25 protein-coding genes are annotated in these 16,848 nt (G+C 53.9%); 23 read left to right on the forward strand and 2 right to left on the reverse strand.

The window, feature by feature from the left end; all coding sequences use genetic code 11:
- The first annotated feature begins 81 nt into the window (after window positions 1–81).
- The 3 genes from PUV47_RS01255 to PUV47_RS01265 are packed head-to-tail and all read left to right on the forward strand — an operon-like array spanning window position 82 to window position 996.
- Complete coding sequence (locus PUV47_RS01255) at window positions 82–405, forward strand: helix-turn-helix domain-containing protein (RefSeq protein ID WP_274216632.1); 324 nt, start codon at window positions 82–84, stop codon at window positions 403–405.
- Complete coding sequence (locus PUV47_RS01260; protein WP_274216633.1) at window positions 402–683, forward strand: hypothetical protein; 282 nt, start codon at window positions 402–404, stop codon at window positions 681–683. Before PUV47_RS01255 ends, PUV47_RS01260 begins: the two co-directional genes overlap by 4 nt.
- Before the next feature lies 1 nt (window position 684).
- Window positions 685–996 (forward strand): hypothetical protein, encoded by a 312-nt coding sequence (locus tag PUV47_RS01265; RefSeq protein WP_274216634.1) that lies wholly within the window; start codon window positions 685–687, stop codon window positions 994–996.
- A gap of 9 nt (window positions 997–1,005) precedes the next feature.
- Here PUV47_RS01265 and PUV47_RS01270 read toward each other — a convergent pair whose 3' ends face one another.
- Window positions 1,006–1,302, reverse strand: a complete 297-nt coding sequence (locus tag PUV47_RS01270; RefSeq protein ID WP_274216635.1) for a hypothetical protein — start codon at window positions 1,300–1,302, stop codon at window positions 1,006–1,008.
- 130 nt (window positions 1,303–1,432) lie between these two features.
- Window positions 1,433–1,813, reverse strand: a complete 381-nt coding sequence (locus tag PUV47_RS01275) for a hypothetical protein (protein WP_274216636.1) — start codon at window positions 1,811–1,813, stop codon at window positions 1,433–1,435.
- On the opposite strand from PUV47_RS01275, the gene PUV47_RS01280 reads away from it, so the two are divergent.
- The 20 genes from PUV47_RS01280 (at window position 1,805) to PUV47_RS01375 (ending at window position 16,769) form a co-directional block, all read left to right on the forward strand.
- On the forward strand, window positions 1,805–2,635 hold the full coding sequence (locus PUV47_RS01280) for a ParB/RepB/Spo0J family partition protein (RefSeq protein WP_274216637.1): 831 nt from the start codon (window positions 1,805–1,807) through the stop codon (window positions 2,633–2,635). The genes PUV47_RS01275 and PUV47_RS01280 overlap by 9 nt on opposite strands.
- Before the next feature lie 4 nt (window positions 2,636–2,639).
- Entirely contained in the window at window positions 2,640–3,146 is a 507-nt protein-coding gene (locus tag PUV47_RS01285) for a hypothetical protein (RefSeq protein WP_274216638.1), read from the forward strand.
- On the forward strand, window positions 3,146–5,086 hold the full coding sequence (locus tag PUV47_RS01290) for a transposase domain-containing protein (protein WP_274216639.1): 1,941 nt from the start codon (window positions 3,146–3,148) through the stop codon (window positions 5,084–5,086). Before PUV47_RS01285 ends, PUV47_RS01290 begins: the two co-directional genes overlap by 1 nt.
- Before the next feature lie 68 nt (window positions 5,087–5,154).
- On the forward strand, window positions 5,155–6,153 hold the full coding sequence (locus PUV47_RS01295) for an AAA family ATPase (protein ID WP_274216640.1): 999 nt from the start codon (window positions 5,155–5,157) through the stop codon (window positions 6,151–6,153).
- The gene (locus PUV47_RS01300) at window positions 6,150–6,398 is read left to right on the forward strand and encodes a hypothetical protein (RefSeq protein ID WP_274216641.1); all 249 of its coding nucleotides are present in this window, start codon (window positions 6,150–6,152) and stop codon (window positions 6,396–6,398) included. Before PUV47_RS01295 ends, PUV47_RS01300 begins: the two co-directional genes overlap by 4 nt.
- A gap of 18 nt (window positions 6,399–6,416) precedes the next feature.
- Window positions 6,417–7,037: a DUF3164 family protein gene (locus PUV47_RS01305; RefSeq protein WP_274216642.1), complete on the forward strand. Its 621-nt coding sequence runs from the start codon at window positions 6,417–6,419 to the stop codon at window positions 7,035–7,037.
- Window positions 7,038–7,049: 12 nt separating this feature from the next.
- On the forward strand, window positions 7,050–7,262 hold the full coding sequence (locus tag PUV47_RS01310) for a hypothetical protein (protein ID WP_274216643.1): 213 nt from the start codon (window positions 7,050–7,052) through the stop codon (window positions 7,260–7,262).
- Entirely contained in the window at window positions 7,262–7,501 is a 240-nt protein-coding gene (locus PUV47_RS01315) for a hypothetical protein (protein WP_274216644.1), read from the forward strand. Before PUV47_RS01310 ends, PUV47_RS01315 begins: the two co-directional genes overlap by 1 nt.
- Window positions 7,498–8,184, forward strand: coding sequence for a DUF7168 domain-containing protein (locus PUV47_RS01320; RefSeq protein ID WP_274216645.1), 687 nt, complete (start codon window positions 7,498–7,500; stop codon window positions 8,182–8,184). Before PUV47_RS01315 ends, PUV47_RS01320 begins: the two co-directional genes overlap by 4 nt.
- On the forward strand, window positions 8,181–8,819 hold the full coding sequence (locus PUV47_RS01325) for a regulatory protein GemA (protein ID WP_274216646.1): 639 nt from the start codon (window positions 8,181–8,183) through the stop codon (window positions 8,817–8,819). The genes PUV47_RS01320 and PUV47_RS01325 overlap by 4 nt, the downstream gene beginning before the upstream one ends.
- Complete coding sequence (locus tag PUV47_RS01330; RefSeq protein WP_274216647.1) at window positions 8,819–9,220, forward strand: hypothetical protein; 402 nt, start codon at window positions 8,819–8,821, stop codon at window positions 9,218–9,220. Before PUV47_RS01325 ends, PUV47_RS01330 begins: the two co-directional genes overlap by 1 nt.
- An 86-nt stretch (window positions 9,221–9,306) precedes the next feature.
- Window positions 9,307–10,515, forward strand: a complete 1,209-nt coding sequence (locus PUV47_RS01335; protein WP_274216648.1) for an N-acetylmuramidase domain-containing protein — start codon at window positions 9,307–9,309, stop codon at window positions 10,513–10,515.
- Window positions 10,512–10,943 carry a 3TM-type holin gene (locus tag PUV47_RS01340; protein WP_274216649.1) on the forward strand — a complete coding sequence of 144 codons (432 nt, stop codon included), beginning with the start codon at window positions 10,512–10,514 and terminating at the stop codon, window positions 10,941–10,943. Before PUV47_RS01335 ends, PUV47_RS01340 begins: the two co-directional genes overlap by 4 nt.
- Window positions 10,940–11,146, forward strand: a complete 207-nt coding sequence (locus tag PUV47_RS01345; protein ID WP_274216650.1) for a TraR/DksA C4-type zinc finger protein — start codon at window positions 10,940–10,942, stop codon at window positions 11,144–11,146. Before PUV47_RS01340 ends, PUV47_RS01345 begins: the two co-directional genes overlap by 4 nt.
- Window positions 11,143–11,472: a DUF2730 family protein gene (locus PUV47_RS01350; protein WP_274216651.1), complete on the forward strand. Its 330-nt coding sequence runs from the start codon at window positions 11,143–11,145 to the stop codon at window positions 11,470–11,472. The genes PUV47_RS01345 and PUV47_RS01350 overlap by 4 nt, the downstream gene beginning before the upstream one ends.
- Entirely contained in the window at window positions 11,472–11,771 is a 300-nt protein-coding gene (locus tag PUV47_RS01355; protein ID WP_274216652.1) for a hypothetical protein, read from the forward strand. The genes PUV47_RS01350 and PUV47_RS01355 overlap by 1 nt, the downstream gene beginning before the upstream one ends.
- A 3-nt stretch (window positions 11,772–11,774) precedes the next feature.
- Window positions 11,775–12,350: a DUF3486 family protein gene (locus tag PUV47_RS01360; protein ID WP_274216653.1), complete on the forward strand. Its 576-nt coding sequence runs from the start codon at window positions 11,775–11,777 to the stop codon at window positions 12,348–12,350.
- The gene (locus PUV47_RS01365; protein WP_274216654.1) at window positions 12,347–14,041 is read left to right on the forward strand and encodes a hypothetical protein; all 1,695 of its coding nucleotides are present in this window, start codon (window positions 12,347–12,349) and stop codon (window positions 14,039–14,041) included. Before PUV47_RS01360 ends, PUV47_RS01365 begins: the two co-directional genes overlap by 4 nt.
- Complete coding sequence (locus tag PUV47_RS01370; protein ID WP_274216655.1) at window positions 14,041–15,582, forward strand: DUF935 domain-containing protein; 1,542 nt, start codon at window positions 14,041–14,043, stop codon at window positions 15,580–15,582. The genes PUV47_RS01365 and PUV47_RS01370 overlap by 1 nt, the downstream gene beginning before the upstream one ends.
- 2 nt (window positions 15,583–15,584) lie before the next feature.
- Complete coding sequence (locus tag PUV47_RS01375; protein WP_274216656.1) at window positions 15,585–16,769, forward strand: phage minor head protein; 1,185 nt, start codon at window positions 15,585–15,587, stop codon at window positions 16,767–16,769.
- Window positions 16,770–16,848: the final 79 nt, after the last annotated feature.

Genomic DNA, 16,848 nt, shown 5'->3' on the forward strand with positions numbered 1-16,848 from the left:
GTATTTAAATAGAAGCAGTTGCTTCAAAAAAGACAATCGCAAGGCTGCACCCTTTTGATTGTCGTTGATTTAGAGGCACTTATGACGCACAAGCAAGACGACATGGACTCTGCGGAGATCCTGTTTCTCTTACGAAAGGCGGGACGGTCTTATCGCTATGTTGATGAGACCTATGGCCTTCCCAAGGGAACTGCCGTTAACACTGCACGCCAACCTCACCCCGGTGGTGAAAAGGCTTTGTCTGAAGTTCTCGGTCTTCCTCCTCAAAACATTTGGCCTAGCCGTTATGACGGTTCTACAGGTGAGCGGCTGAGCCCTCAACCCTTGGAGAACTATCGCACACAGCCAATTCTCAGTCCACGTCCAAACGGCGGCTCTGAACTGACATGCGGGGTGGCGGCATGATGACGATTGGCTTTGTCGTGCGCCAGTACAGCCTGGCCCCCGGCTTTGTGTATCTGGTTGATGCCCCGAGCCTGGGGCAGCCAGTCCAGATGCCGAAGACCAGCGCCAATGCTGGTGAGGCGAAAGTGTTTGAGCGCCGGGAAGCGGCCAGCTTCTGGGCAGAAGAACTGACCAAAGATCAACCCGCCTACGTGCCAGCCTGGCAAGTGAGCAAGGTGAGCATGCTGCCTGGTGCTGATGATCGGATGACGCTGCACGAAGCCCACGGGGGAGCTTAATATGAGTGACCTCACCATTACCATCATTGATGATGCACAGTCGCGAAAGCCGTCGTTGTTTCGGCAGTTCGCCGTGATTGCTTTCTTTGTCGCAATCCTCTTTGGGCCCGGATTACTGGCGAACAGCGCCGCCATGCAATGGGCGGGCTTCATTGTGTGTCTGATTTTGGTTTCGGCAGCAATGAAAATAAGAGCCGGTGATCGGATGACGCTGCATGAGGCCCGCAGGAAACTGGAAGAGCTGGAAGCTAAGGGTAGAGCTGAAGCTGCTTTTAATCCCCCAAAGCCGACGCGACAGGAGGGAATGAGATGATCGTACTGTCTAAAGTTCGCCATCATCAGGGACTGGTTCAAGATCCTCAGGTCGCAACCGTAAAAAATCATGAACAGCAGACGGTCCAGCATCCAGACTTTGGAGGATGTTCTGGTAAGAGGAAAGAGTTTTTAAGGCTGTTTCGTGAGGCGGCTCGTTCAGAGCTGCAGATAAGTCTCGATGAAACTGTTTCATCGTCTCACACATATCGCTGATTTCGTTTGGCGTGATAACGCCTTTATCGACAAGCGCATGTGTGAGCGCGAGCAAGGGCCAATAACTTGGGTCCTTTATAGAGATTTTCATTTCAACGTTCTCCTGTGACTCGTTTGGTTTGCATCTTTGAGTTTAGGAGACTTCGGCTTCGCTGTCCTGCTTCCTCCCGTGTGGGGCAGCGGAGCCGTCAGATCACAGGAGCTTAAAGGCTTGCTATGTCCTACGCTTTTCCAGTTCTGAAGGCTAACTGTTTGGCTGCTTCGGCATACATGCTTTTCATAAGCATGTCTGTTTCTTCTGCTGCAAGGTCTTCCAGCTTTGCCTTCACCTCTTCACGAGAAATCGATGGTTGTTCTTTGAACATCTCCAGAATGATGTCTCCAAATGCGAGATACCACATTGTCTCACCTCCTTTTGAACTAACAGCGTTCATCCGTTCGCTGAGGCTAATCAGCTTGGATTTCATGAGATTTATCTCCGTGTGTTGTTGCCACATGGCGGTAAAGGTTGCGGCGCTGCCCATCAGCGTCGCAGCCACTCTACCAAAAGATTTTGCCTCCCAAAAAACAATCAGAAATTGATGTGATTTGATATGTCTCACTTGCCCTTGAAAGACATTGTTGTTCCTGAGCGTTTACGCCCGGTCCACGGGGACTGGATCGAGGTTCTTGCCGCCTCGATGGACGAGATCGGCCTTAAGGAGCCCATTGTGGTTCGTGAGGTCAAGCGAGGACGCAGCAAGCAGACAGAGCTTGTGGCGGGCGCACACCGCCTGGCGGCGGCCGAGCGGCTTGGCTGGGAAGAGATTTCGGTCAGCCTTGTGGAGGCCTCGGATCTTGAAGCCCGGTTGATTGAGATTGATGAGAACCTGATGCGGCGCGAGTTGTCGCCGCTTGATCGCGCCATCTTTTTGAATGAGCGCAAGAAGGTTCATGAGGAACTGTATCCGGACACCAAGCATGGTGGGGACGTCAAGAGCGCTGATTTCAAAGAGAAAAATCAAGTGGCCAACTTGGCCACTCGATTTTCGAAGGCGGCGGCGGAGAAAACCGGGCTCTCGGAGCGCTCTATTCGCAGAGCTGTCGCAATCATCTCCAGGCTGTCGCCTGATGTGATTGATCTAGTGCGCCAGACCGGCCTTGCCGAAAGCGGGAAGGAACTTGAGGCGCTGGCCAAGAAGGAGCCTGCGGCGCAAAAAGCGGTGCTGCAAGCCATTGCTGATGGGCAGGCCAAGAAGGTTTCCGAGGCTGAGGTGCTGCTGTCCATGAAGCAGAGCGCTGCGCCGACAAGCGAGGATGAGAAGCACTATCGCGCCTTGCTGGCCAGTTGGAACCGGCTGGGGCGCAAGCCGCGCCGCCGTTTTCTGGAGGCGCTTGGGCTTGAGGCCTCTGAGGCTGTTCTTGATGCCAAGGTGAAGGACTAGTGCCATGGCCCGCTCAAGATCCAGATCAAGACGGCCTGCGGATGAGCGCCAATTTGAAATGTTTGGCGGGGATGGCCAGCCCGTGCAGCAGCTCTTTCCGGTGCGCACGCCCAAGGCTGACATTGAGTGCATGGACTTTTCTTCCAGGCTGAAGCGGGACATGAGCCTTGCCTTGAAGGAGTGCAGCAAGAGCCGTGAGGAAGTGGCGGCGCGGATGAGTGCCATTCTGGGCTTGCCCAAGTTCTCCAAGGCGATGCTGGACAAGTACACCTCTGAGAGTTCGGAGGCGCACCAGATCAGCCTGCTGCGGTTCAAGGCATTTGTGAAGGCGACGGGGTGCAACTGGCTGTGGCAGCGGGTGGTTGAGGATGATGGCCTGACCCTTATGGAGGGGGAAGAGGCGCGGCTTGCCCAGATTGGGGTGCTTGAACAGCAGATCCGGGAGAGCCAGCAGCTTTTGAAGGATTTGAAGAATGACCCGGTGGACCTGCGCAGAAGGCGGAGACGGTGATGCTGAAAGAATGGTTTGATGTCTCTGAGATGATCGGTGTCCGTGTTTCAGGGTGGCCTGAGACTGAAATGGGAATGAGCCGTTTGATTGAACGCGAAGGCTGGCGGAACCATGGTGACCGTTGCCGGGAACGTGAGGGCCAGGGTGGTGGCTATGAGTACCATGTGAGCCTGTTGCCTGCGTGCGTGCAGGCCAAGCTTCTGGCGCAGGCCGGTACGATCAAGATCAAGGAAAAGGGCGCGGCAACCAGCGAGGCATGGGCCAACTATGAGCGCCTTTCTGCCAAGAAGAAGCAGGAGGCCAAGGACCGGTTGAGCGTGGTTGCTCGCATAGACACCATGTATCGGGGCGGCATGAACAAGACGCACGCGGTGGCGTTCGTGTCCCAGGAGACGGGCATCAGCTCTTCCACCTTGTGGAACTGGGAGAAGCTGACGCATGGCTATGCCAGGGAAGACTGGTTGGCTGTGCTTGCGCCCAAGCACCCTGGCAGGACTGTGACGGCGGACTGTCATCCTGCGGCCTATGAGATGCTGAAGGCGGATTATCTTCGCCCTGAGAAGCCGGGGTTTGCGGCGTGCTACCGGCGCATGAGTGAAGCGGCTGTTGAGCATGGCTGGGCTCCTATCCCCAGTGCGAAGACCTTGAAGCGACGCATTGAGCGGGAAGTGCCTGCGGGGGCGATTGTGCTTTCGCGGGAAGGTAAGGACGCGGCAAAGCAGCTTTATCCGGCGCAAACCCGTGATCGGTCTGTGTTCCATGCCATGGAGGCGGTGAACGCGGATGGACACAAGTTCGATGTGTTTGTTCGCTTTGAGGATGGCAGCATTGGCCGCCCTTTGATGCTGGCCCTGCAGGATCTTTATTCGGGCAAGATGCTCTCTCACCGCATCCAGAAGTCGGAAAACAAGGACGCGGTGCGCCTTGCGATTGGGGACATGGTGGAGAGCTTTGGCATCCCCGATACGATCTATCTGGACAATGGTCGCGGCTTTGCCTCCAAGTGGATTACTGGCCGGATGAAGAACCGTTTCCGGTTCAAGGTGAAGGATGAAGACCCGGCGGGCATTTTGACCACTCTTGGTGTGACAGTGCACTGGACCACGCCGTATTCAGGCCAATCCAAGCCGATTGAACGGGCGTTCCGTGATCTGTGTGAGGAGATTGCCAAACACCCGAAATGCGCCGGGGCCTATACGGGTAACAACCCGATGGCGAAGCCTGAGAACTATGGCTCGAAGGCCATTCCCATTGCTGAGTTCGAGCAGCATGTTGCTGAACAGATTGTGCGCCATAACACCCGTGAGGGGCGTCGTGCGGCCGTGTGTGCGGGGCGCTCGTTCGAGCAGGCCTTCCGGCAGTCTCTGGAAGACCCATCGACAATCATTCGAACGGCTTCTGAAGCGCAGCGCCGGTTGTGGTTGATGGCGGCTGAGGGTGTGAAATCCCGCAGGCCTTCTGGTGAAATCCACCTCAATGGCAACCGTTATTGGGCTCCTGTGATGGTTGAGCATGCGGGGTCAAAGATGATCGTGCGCTTTGACCCTGACAACTTGCATGACGGGATCTTCGTTTATCGGCTGGATGGGTCGTTTGTGTGCGCGGCTGAGTGCATTGAAGCGGTTGGCTTTAACGACACCAATGCGGCGCGTGAGCATGCCCGCAAGCGCCGTGCGTACCTTAAAGCGCTGCGTGAAGCTGAGAGCATTGAGAAGAGCCTCGACATTCAGGAGGTGGCGGATCTCCTGCCCAAGATTGAGATGGAAAGTGAAGCCTTGCCTGAACAGCGGGTTGTTCGTCTGGCTGTTGGGCAGGATCGCCCGGTGCCTGATGGTCCTGCGTGGAATGATGAGGCTTCGGATAGTTTTGGCCGTGCTGTGGCGGCCATGAGTAACGCTAGTAACCGCGTTGTGCCCTTCCAGAGCGGGGCAGATAGCTGAGGAGATGCCTTGCACGCATCCCCCCAACAACAGTGTCCTAAACGGACCACAAGCAAGTGGAATAGAACATGTCTGATCGAATTAAACAAGCCTGGGATTTGGTTGAGCCGGTAGCCGAGATACCGGAAAAGCAGAAGTGGGCGTGGCTGGATGCCCGGACTGCTGCGAAGAAGTATGCGGAAAACAAGGGGTTTTCAAAGGCAGCCTTTGCCCGGGAGGTGGGTATTCCTGCTGCGACGTTTTCGGAGTGGTGGTCTGGCAAGTATCGTGGTGACTACGGCAAGACCACAGAGGCTGTCAGTCAGTTTGTCGAGAACCAGCGTGCATTTGAACAAACGGAAATGCGCATTCCTGACGATCTCGATTACGTTGAGACGCCGACTTCTCAGAAGGTAATGAGCGCGCTTCAGTTTGCCCAGGCGATGCCTGAGATGGTCGTGATTGTGCTGGGCGCTGGGATGGGTAAATCCATCACGGTGCGCAAGTACCAGGAGAACCATTCGCACACGTATCTTGCAACGATGCGGCCAACAACGGCAACGCCGGGAACCATGCTCAATGAGATCGGCTTGAGCATGGGGATTTTTGAGCGCAGCGTTTCCTTGCGAGAGCGCGCCATTGGAGAGCGGGTTCAACGCAATGGGCGAAAGCCGCTGCTGATTATTGATGAGGCGCAGAACCTTAATGACAACGCGGTCAATCAGTTGCGCCACTTCCTTGACATTTACCAGTGCGGCATTGCGCTGATCGGCAATGAAGAGCTCTACACTCGTTTTGGTGGGACCAAGCCCAAGGCAGCTTATGCGCAGATCAATCGGCGGATCGGCATGCGGGTGCGTCAGATGCGGCCGAGCAAAAAGGATATCGACGTGATTGTCGATGCATGGGGCATTGAAGACGAGGATGCTTGCAAGATGCTGCGTCTGATCGGAAGCAAGCCTGGAGCTCTTTCTCAGATTTCGAAGACCGTTCGGCTGGCTCACATGCTGGCCATGGGAAGCGGCGGGCTTGTCAACGCAGAACTGATCCGGGCGGCCTGGTCGAACCGTGGGGGGGAAGAGCTATGAACGTTGCATTGAACAGGCAGCTCAGAGCGCTTGAAGTTTGGTTTCGTGAGTACACCAAACATGGTGAGCCGTTTTCGCAGGAAAGCGCAGATGCGTTCTTGAGCGCTCTTGGGCACGCCATTGACCTGGCTAATGCGCAGGTGCCCAGGCTCAATGAAGACCACCTCAAATCACCGGCAGTGGTGTTGTTTCCCGTTGTGGCGCGACCTCATCCCCAGTCCATTCAACCCGACCTTACAGCCTAAAGCGACAGGACTTTCCCAATGACCAGCGAAATGCTTGATCCGGACAAATACTGGAAGAATGCCAAGGGTGCACTTGTGCCCTTGGAGACCATCAAGATGGAGCATCAGGAAGAGGATGCTCTTGTGAAGGAGATTGTGGCTTCGGCCCGGTTCCTGAACACCGCGCTGTCAAAGTTCAAAGCGGATGCTCTTGGCAATGTTCAGGCGTTTCGGGACCTTGTTGCGGAGAAATACGGCGCAAAGAAAGGCGGCAAGAAGGGCAACATGACCTTGATGTCGTACGATGGCACGTTGTGTGTTCAGGTTGCGATTGCCGAGCATATCAGCTTTGGGCCGGAGCTGGAGGCCGCAAAGGCCTTGATTGATGAGTGCATCAACAAGTGGAGCAAAGGGGCTAACCAAAACCTACAAGTGTTGGTTGATGATGCCTTCCAGGTGGATAAGGAGGGCAAGATCTCGACAACCCGCGTTCTCGGATTGCGACGTTCCAACATTGAGGACGACGATTGGCAACGTGCGATGGATGCGATCTCCGATGCAGTGCGTGTCACAGGTTCAAAGACTTATCTTCGGGTTTATGAGCGTGATCCAATGACCGGCTTGCAAAAGCCAATCTCGTTGGATCTGGCAAGTGTTTAGAGAGGTCTTGAGATGAGCAGAATACCCGTTGAAAAGACCTTCTACGATGACTTTGATGGTGAAGCCCGGCTTGAAGTGAAGACGACTGTTGAAGGTCATTTTCAGATGAATGTGACCAGCCAGCAGTACATGAGCGGTGAGTATCGAGAGGCTGGTGTCACCTTTTCCGATACTGAGCTGAGGCGTCTTTGCGAGACTATCAGCGAACATCTTGGAGGCGCGTGATGGGAGCGAGTCACGATTTCATGCGCACCTGTGCGCAAGACGAACTTGAGGCTATCCAGGCTTATTGGGCAGATCAAGGATATGTAGTTGAGGGGCGTGTTGTTTACTGCCGCGAGGCGGAAGGTATCGGACACTATAAGGTCGAGACCAATTTGATTGACGGCTTGCCTCGTGGTTTCCGTGCTCATCATGCCCAACGGCTTGTTGGTGGGATGCTTCTGAAGGATGTGATGCAATGACACAAGCCAACAACATCCGCGATAAAATCGCAAAGCTGAAACAAAAGACTAAGGCCAATGGCTGTTCAGAGGCTGAAGCCCTTGCTGCAGCCGAGAAAGTTGCATCCCTAATGCGGGAGCACGGTATATCTGAAAGTGAGATCGGGATCGATCAGAAGTCAGCCAATATCGGCACCAAAGGAAATGGTAGCGCAGATCGGCTATGGAACGTGATAGCCCATTGCACGAACACCGTATGCATTTACCACAGCGATATGGACGAAAGTAAAGTCATTTATGTTGGTATGGACCCGTATCCGGATATTGCGGAGTATCTACATGTTGTGTGTGCCAGAGCACTGAAACGTGGGGTTAGAGAATTTAAAAAAAGCCGTGATTATCGTCGTCTGCGCTTGTTGAAGTCTAAGCGTCAAGCCTGCCGTGATTATGTATGGGGGTTCACTTTTCGGCTCTCCAACCGCTTACGTTCGATCTTTGAAGATCAAGCAAGTAAAGATGCAAGAGGCAGAGCCAAGGCTGCATTACCACATTTGTTTCCAAGTTTGTCTGAGTTCAAACGCCGCCCACTTGAGCCCACAAACCAAAGGGCAATTGCCGCGGGAATGGCAGCCGGGAACACCGTCAGTCTATCGTCAGCCGTAAACCAAGGCAGACCAAGTCCAACTCTGGAGGCTTCCTCATGAGTACCCCTCACAAACGCCTGTATGCGGCGAAGAAGGCTGCCAACCTTGATGATGATACCCTTCGGGATTGTTTGCAGGCGTCCATTGGTCGCCGTTCTGCCAAGGGGTTGACGATGGTCGAATGCGACAAGGTTTTGGACCACATAAAAGTCAAGGGACATAACGCTGAAACACGAGGTGTCACACAGATCAGCGGTGTGTTTGGCAAGAAGGCAGTCGCGCTGTGGCTGTCAGCCTGGAACCTTGGCATTGTGCAGGATAGATCTGATAGGGCTTTGCTTGCCTGGGTAAAGCGCCAAACGAAGATCGACCACATCAATTGGGTGGATGGAGAAGACGGTTCTAAGGTGATTGATGCATTGAAGGGCTGGATCTCCCGCTCTGCAGGCGTGGATTGGAGAACCGATCAAAGCCTGCCTTCTGTTTATAACCGTCCAGAGTTCAAGGTTTTCTGCGCTCAGGTGGCTTTGCTCAAGAGCCGTGAAGTGATGGCGTCTCATGAGAGCCTTGCCAACATTACATTGACCATCGTTGGCGAAGACAACCTGCATACACTAAAGGGTAAGGACTGGATTGTCATAATGAATACGCTGGGCAGGAAGGTACGCGCCTGTTTGGTGCGGGAGGCCCACTGATGAACACTCTCCCACAAGTGCTTCAGGAGATCTGTGAAGTGGCTGGACTGGAGGCGGCTATAAGAATTGCACGTCGTTATGGCGGTAGCCGCATGTCTATTCCGGCGTACCCGAAAGGGGATCACTGGCTGGTGGAGACTGTGGGGGAGAACGCTGCAAGGAAGATCTGTGATCACTACAGGATCATAAATGGTAGTGACAGGGCCGCAGGGATTTACCTTGACATTCCCCTTGGTCCAGCGGGCATGCGTGCTTTAAGTCATCAGCGAATAAGAGCTTATCTTGCAGACGGGCTCTCAGCTGATGAGGTTGCACGGCGGGTTGGCGTGCACAGGCAAACTGTGCTAAGGCAGGCACAGAAGTTACGAGATCCCCGACAAGCGGATCTGTTTGAAGATTAGAGCCGGTAACAACTGTTACCGGCTCTTTTTCTATCTGTTGATGCACTTTGCAAACACTAGGTTCCCCCGTTTGCAAAGGCTTTTTCATGACCAGCTTTGTTGACCATCTACGCGAGACTTTGGTCACGCCCTCAGAAAATGGCATTTCCGCGTTTGCTCGGGAACATGGCTTTAATGAGTTCTTCTTGCTTGCGATCCTTAATGTTGAAAGCCGAGGGGCTGCGTCTGACAGTTTGGGTCGGATGCTCATATTGCCGGAAAAGCATGTTTTCTGGCGGGAACTGCCTGAACACCTTCGCACCCAAGCCAAACGAGCCGGTCTTGCACGGCCTAAATGGTCCAGATCAAATTACAAAGGTCTTGGTGGGAATGGATCTGACCTTCGCTGGGATCGCCTCAAAGAGATGGCTGCGCTGCACGAGGACGCGGCTTTAAAGGCGTGTTCTTACGGCAAAGCCCAGATCATGGGCTTCAATCATAAGATGTGCGGCTATGACCGGGTGCAAGACTTTGTACGCGCCATGGCTTCTTCTGAAGAGGCGCAGGATCATGCTTTCTTCAGTTTCCTGATCAACTCTGGTCTTTCTGATGATATCCGCCGACTTGATGTTGAGGCTGTGGTAAGGGTTTACAACGGCCCTGGGCAGGTTGAACGCTATTCCAGCTTGATCCGCGCAGAGTATCACATGCTGACGGGCGATGATTTGTTCGAGTTCAGGGCCAGTCGGTATTTTGATCTGCTGCGGTTGGGGTCACAAGGCTACCAAGTCCGGGCACTTCAGGAGCGTTTGTGTGAGCTTGGTTATCATTGTCGTATCGACGGCGATTTTGGAACGGGAACGCGCCGTGCTGTTCTGGCATTTCAAGCTGACAATGGACTGGATGTTGATGGACGCGTCGGCCGTGAAACCCATCAGGCCTTGCTGGCTGCCAATCCTGACAGCATGCCTGTCAAGGTTGCTCGGGAAAGCCTGACAATAGGAGATCTGCGCAAGAAAGGGTCTCAAACCATTAAACAGGCTGATCGGATGACGGTCCTGGGCGGCAGCGCCGTTGGAGTTGGCGTACTGTCGCAAGCCGGTGACTTGTTCTCAAACCTTCCGTTGATTGAACGACTTTCCCTGTTCAAGAACCTGATGGCTCAGGTTCAGGAAGCAGTGGAACCATTCTTGTCGCTTGTGGGCACGAATAAGTGGCTGGCGCTAGCTGCGGTAGGTGGGGTTGTTGTCTACCTGGCCTGGAAGATCAAGCAACGGCGTCTGTGGGATGCAAAGACTTGGAGGCATGTCGCATGAGCGTTCTTGTCTCCATTGCAATCAAGGTTTTGAGCTCACTGGGTGGTAAGACGGTTGATACTGTTCTGGCCCATTTGGAGCGCAAAGCGGATACCCAAACAGATCGTCAGCGGATCAAGGCTCAAATTACGATTGAACAAATCCGAGCTGAGATTGCCGCTCAGCAGTCAGCACGAGATATTGTGCTTGCCGAGCAAGGCTGGTGGCTTACAGCGATGATACGCCCGGCATTTGCATGGCCTTTGATTGCGTGGTGGTTCGCGGTCATTCTGGATTCCATTTTTAAGTTCAGTTGGAGTGTCGCAGCACTACCCTCTCCTTTGGATGAGTGGGCGGGATGGATTATTGCGGCCTACTTCATGGCGCGGCCGTTGGAAAAGTTGGGCCGAGGCTACCTCCATTCAAGATTTGGCAGGAATGGTCGATGAGTTTCGATGACGTTGACCGTGCCAATATGCTGGCGGAGCGAGAACGGGATGCAGGCGTTGCTGCGATCCAAAGCAAACACAGTTTAGAAGGACGCGAGATCTGCATCGACTGCGATGAGCCAATAGGCCTCTCCAGGCGTGTTGCAAATCCCCATGCAACGCGTTGCATTGACTGCCAGAGGGAACTGGAGGCCGCACGATGAGCGCCGAAGAGCTGAAGATCTGGATCGGCATTGTGTTGGGCGTGGTCTCTCTTACTGGTACCGCCTGGAGCCTGTTGTCCCATCGCTCCAAGGACAATTCGACAAAACTGGAAGAGTTGCAGGATCGTGTTTCGGAGACAGAGGCCAGTGTTAAGTCTTTGGCCCGTGAACTGGAGCACCTTCCCAGCAAGGAGCAAGTCCATCAGTTGGAACTCAACATGATGGAAATGGGTGGATCGGTGAAGGCGATGAATGAGAGCATTCGCTCACTTCGTCACCTTACCGAAGGCATTGATGATTACCTCAGACAGAATAAGAGCGCATGATGGAGTACCAGGAACACGTCAACCAAGATGTCCGTCTGATCATCTTGAAAGCACTGCATGAGCAAGACGATTACGCCTTGAACTCTTCCATTCTTCAAGCGTTGTTGGAGAGTTACGGTCATACCGAGAGCCGTTCTTACATTCACAATCAACTGCGCTGGATGGAGCGCAATGTTCAGGCGGTGAAGCTCACGGAGGCAGGCAGCATTCTGGTGGCAACGCTGACCAGTGCAGGCCGGGACCATGTGGAGCGTAGAGCGCGACTTGAAGGGATCAAACGCCCGAGCCCTGAGGTATGAGCCATGGGAAAGCGCAAAGGACGTGGGCGGCTTTCCTCTTTGGACCTGTTGCCGCCAGAAGCCTCTAGCCTGGTGGATTGGGCGGCGGCGGAGCTAGCGAACAGGGACCGCACTCAGCAGGAAATTCTTGAAGAGTTCAATGGAAAGCTGATTGCGATTGATCCCACCATTCAACCTATCAGCAAAAGCGCATTTAATCGCCATGCAGTGAAGCTTGCCACCATGCAGCGGCGAATGAAAGAAAGCCAGTCCATTGCCAAATCCTTGGCAGGCCAGATGAAAGCAGATGCCGTGGATGATCTGACCATCATGGCAAGTCAGGCGGTCAAGACGCTGGTGTTTGAGATTCTGACCAGCGCTGGGGAAGCGGGGATTTCACCCAAGGCGGCCATGGAATTGGCAAGCGCGTTGCGTTCCGCCGTCCAGGCGCAAGCCGTATCAACCCGGCGCCGGAAAGAGATCGAAAAAGAGTTTGAGAAGAAGACCGATCAGGCTCTGGAGCAAACAGCCAAGGTGGCTGGTTTGACCTCTGACCAGGTGAAGAAGCTGCGTGGCGAGTTCTTGGGGTTACGCACATGATCAGTCCGCAGCAAAACCCGGAACAGGTGGCTGGGTCCCCAATCCTGTCCAGAGATCCATCCAAGCCAGGGCCAGAGTTCACACGCGGGGCTGAGATCCCTCAGGATCTGGACCCGTTTGCCGATGGCATCCTCATGGACCATCAGAAAGAGTGGCTTGAAGATGACAGTGATCTGAAGATTGCAGAAAAAGGGCGCCGGACAGGCATAACCTTTGCAGAAGCGCTGGACGATGCACTGATTGCTGCCAGCGCCCGTGAGGCTGGTGGCGATAATGTTTTTTACATTGGTGACACCAAAGACAAGGGCCGCGAGTTCATTGGCTATGTGGCGCATTTTGCCAAGACGGTTTCCAAGGAAATGGTGGGCATAGAAGAAAGCTTCTTTGAGGATATTGATGAAGACGGCAACACCCGCAAGATTTCCTCTTATGTGGCTCGATTTTCCTCTGGCTACCGCGTAGAGGCACTCTCCTCACGTCCTGAGAACATCCGTGGTCTGCAGGGCATCGTGGTCATTGACGAGGCGGCCTTCCACAAGGACGTGCGCGAGGTCATTGATGCGGTGAATGCGCTCCTGATCTGGGGCGGCAAGATCCGGATCATATCCACCCACAACGGCGTTCTTAATGCCTTCAACGAACTTATCCGGGAAGCGCAGACTGACAAAGCCAAGGGCATTGATACCTGGTCCATTCATCGCATTCCGTTTTCGAAGGCCGTTGATAATGGTCTGTTTAAACGGGTCTGCCTGATCAAGGGTGAAGTCTGGTCTGAAGAGGCGCAGGCCAAATGGGAGGACAAGATCCGCTCTGCCTATGGGTCTCGCAAGGCGGCCATGCGTCAGGAGCTGGATGCCATCCCGGCTGAAAGTGAAGGTCAGGCACTAAGCCGCGTCCAGATCGAAGCCTGCATGGAAAAAGGTATTCCCTATATTCGCTGGCAGGTGGAGGATGATTTTCGGGATCTGCCTCACGCCAAGCGCAGCGAGATCTTGCAGAAGTTCTTGCAGGATAAGTTGCTGCCGGTTCTGGAGAGACTGCCAAAGGAATTGCAGCATGTCTATGCGCAGGATTTTGCCCGTAAAGGGGATGCATCTGCCATTGATGTGAAGTCCATTGAACGCACCCTTGAACGACGAACCCGACTAGTCGTTGAACTGCGCAATGTGCCGTTTGATGAGCAACGCGAAGTGATGGAGTTCATTATCAATCATCTGCCACGGTTCTCAGGTGGAGCGTTTGATGCCACCGGCAACGGGGCCTATCTGGCAGAAAAAGCGGTTCAGAGGTTTGGATCTTCCATTCGTGAAGTACACTTTTCGCAGAGTTGGTATCAGGAAAATATGCCACCTTACATAGAGGCATTTGGCTCCAACAGATCGCTGATCCTGCCTGCTCACCCTGACATCGTGAAGGATCATCAGGCTCTGGCCTATGTGAATGGCATCATCAAGGTGCCAGATGGTTTTCGTTTCAAGGGAACAGATGGCAACACGCGCCATGGTGACTATGCCATTGCTTCCGTGCTTGGCTACTGGATCAGCAGGCAGGATATTGCCGAGTATGACTATGTGAGCGCCGGCACACTTGCCCGTGACACCATGAAACCTCCCAAGGATGAGGAGGGCGTTGGCGGTGCCAACATCTTCTCTCGTGGAAGCGTTTTCGGAAAGCTGAAGGGGCTGTGGTAGTGGAAAGATCTGTTATTTTGGACCGATATGGCAACCCGATCAAAGTTGCAAAAAAGGACCTGAGCGACGAAAGCTCTGCTACTGTGCGCAAGATCAGCAACAAGTTTGGCGATGCCTTTACAACCGAGCTGACACCCTTGCGGCTAAAGCGCATCCTTGAGGCAGCTGATGCGAGCCAGCCGGATGAGTTTTACAAACTGGCTGAAGTGATGGAGGAGCACGATGCTCATTACTCGGCGGTTTTGTCCAGTCGCAAGCGTGCCGTATCCAGTTTGGCCTTGACGGTGAAAGCGGGAAGCGACACGGCAAGGGATCTTGAGATTGCCGATGCCGTGCGCCGAATGGTTGAACAGCCCGATTTCATCGACATGCTGGATGATGCTCTTGATGCGCTCGGAAAAGGCAGTGCGGCTATCGAGATGATCTGGGACACAACCTCCGAGGAATGGATGCCACGGGAGTTCATCTGGCGAGATCCCCGACTATTCAGGTTTCATCCAACGCGGCGCAGAACCTTGCAGCTCAAACTTGACAGCTCAATGGAAGGTGAGGATCTGGCGTTTGGCAAGTTCATCACTCACATGCCCAAGCTCAAGAGCGGCATGCAGATCCGTACTGGACTGGCGCGGGTCGCAAGCTGGTCCTATTTGCTGAAAGGCTACACGCTACGTGGCTGGGCTGCTTACAATGAAGTGTTTGGAATGCCGCTTCGAGTGGGGAAGTTCGACAAGAGCGCCTCAGATGAGGACAAGGCCAAGCTTTTAAGGGCAGTCATCGGCATAGCCAATGATGCAGCCGGGATCATCCCGAAGGAGATGGATATCGAGTTCATCACCAACACCAGCCGTGGTGGTGACAGTCTGTTTGAACGGTTCTCGGAGTATCTGGACAAACAGGTTTCAAAGGGTGTGCTTGGTCAGACCATGACCACAGATGATGGGTCCAGCCAGGCGCAGGCGATGGTCCACAATGATGTTCGCGAAGATATCCAGAAATCTGATGCCCGCCAACTTGCCAACACCTTGAACCGGGATGTGGTGAGACCGTTCGTGGACTTGAACTTTGGCCGTCAACTTGCCTATCCAAGCGTGCGCATAGACGTGCAAGAAGCCGAAGACCTTGAACGCATGGCCAGCGTTCTGGGCACGCTTGTTCCACTTGGTCTCAAGGTACAGATGTCAGACGTTCGCTCTCGTTTTGGATTTTCCGATCCAGAGGACGGCGCTGAGGTGCTTGGAGATCCAGATCCTTCAGCGAAGTCAAAGACGGCGAACAAGAGAGTGGCGCTGGCTCGCAATGAAAAGGAAGAGGATAACGAAGATCCATTTGATGAAGTAGGACAGGACGAACTCAGTGAGTGGCGACCGCAAATGAATGGCTTGCTGAAGCCGGTTCGCGAGCTAGCAAAGCAGGCCAGTTCCTATGAAGAGTTCCTGGATGGCTTGAGTGATTTGGCCGTGGATATGGATGATCGGGTTTTGGCTCAGAAAGTGACTGATGCCATGTCAAAAGGGATCTCCTGGGGAGATGATCGGGGTTAGTTTTGAGCGATTTTCAGTTTGACACCAAACCCTCTCCAGAAGTTTTGGCCTTTCTGGGTGCAAAAGGTTTGACGCCATCGTTTCACTGGGCTGAGGTCTCGCCAAGAGAGCACGCTTTTGGCTTTACGGTAGCCAAGGCCACCAAGCTGGACGTGCTTTCAACGCTCTTTGCAGAGGTTAAACAGGCGCAGCGTGAAGGTGTTCCGTTCGATGCCTGGGCAAAGGATCTGGAGCCACGCCTGCAAAAACTGGGATGGTGGGGCAAGCAGAGAGTTCTTGATCCCAAAACAGGCAAGATGATCAAGGCCCAGCTCGGAAGTCCGCGCAGGCTCAAGACAATCTACTGGGCAAATACCAGATCGGCGAGAGCTGCAGGGCTCTGGGAGCGGGCGCAGCGCACCAAGGCAGCGCTGCCTTACTTCATCTATTCACTGGGACCAGCAAAACGTCACAGGCCGCATCATGCGGATAAAGCGGGCGTTATACTGCCAGTTGATGACCCGTTTTGGGATGTGTGGTTTCCGCCCAATGGATGGCGGTGTGTGTGTTGGCTGCGGCAGATTTCCCATACTGAGGCAGATCGCAATGGCGGGGTTTCTGATCCACCAGAGATCGAGATGAAAGAATGGGCTAACCCGCGCACGGGCGAGAGTGTCTGGATACCTGAAGGTATTGACCCTGGATGGCATGGCAATCCAGGAAAGAACCGGGCACGGACCCAGATAGACAATCTGTCCTTGAAGATGGAAAATGCAGGGACACACAGTGCTGCTCTGCCGAAGCAGGTGATTGACGAGTTCTGGCGCTCCAAAACACCACAGAGCTATTCAAAGATGAATGAGCGTGTGCATTTGCCTGTGGCCTACGTTCCAGGCCTTGCTGAAAAGCTGAAGGCCAAAACACCGCTGGTCGCGGTTTCCAGTGACACCATCGCTGTAAAGGTGGGGAAGCATCGCAATATAGAGACTGAGAAGTTTGCCCTGGTTCAAAGGGTCCTGGAAGAAGGAACACCAATTGATCGCGGCGGATCGCAGGGTCTGACGTTCTGGATGGAGAATGAAGGTCGATACTGGGTTGTAGCTGTAAAAAAATCCAACGGAGGTTTTCTCTACATCTCGACATTCTTTAGAAGTGGAGAGCAGCGATATCGGTCAATTTTGGAAAGACACGGCAGGTGGGAGGGGTAACTGGCTGCGGGAGGGCGGGTCTATTCTCCATACCATTCGAGGGTACCGATCCATTTGCACAGCCAGCAGATTTAGTATA

The sequence above is a fragment of the Pseudovibrio exalbescens genome, from assembly GCF_028737195.1.
GTDB lineage: Bacteria > Pseudomonadota > Alphaproteobacteria > Rhizobiales > Stappiaceae > Pseudovibrio > Pseudovibrio zosterae.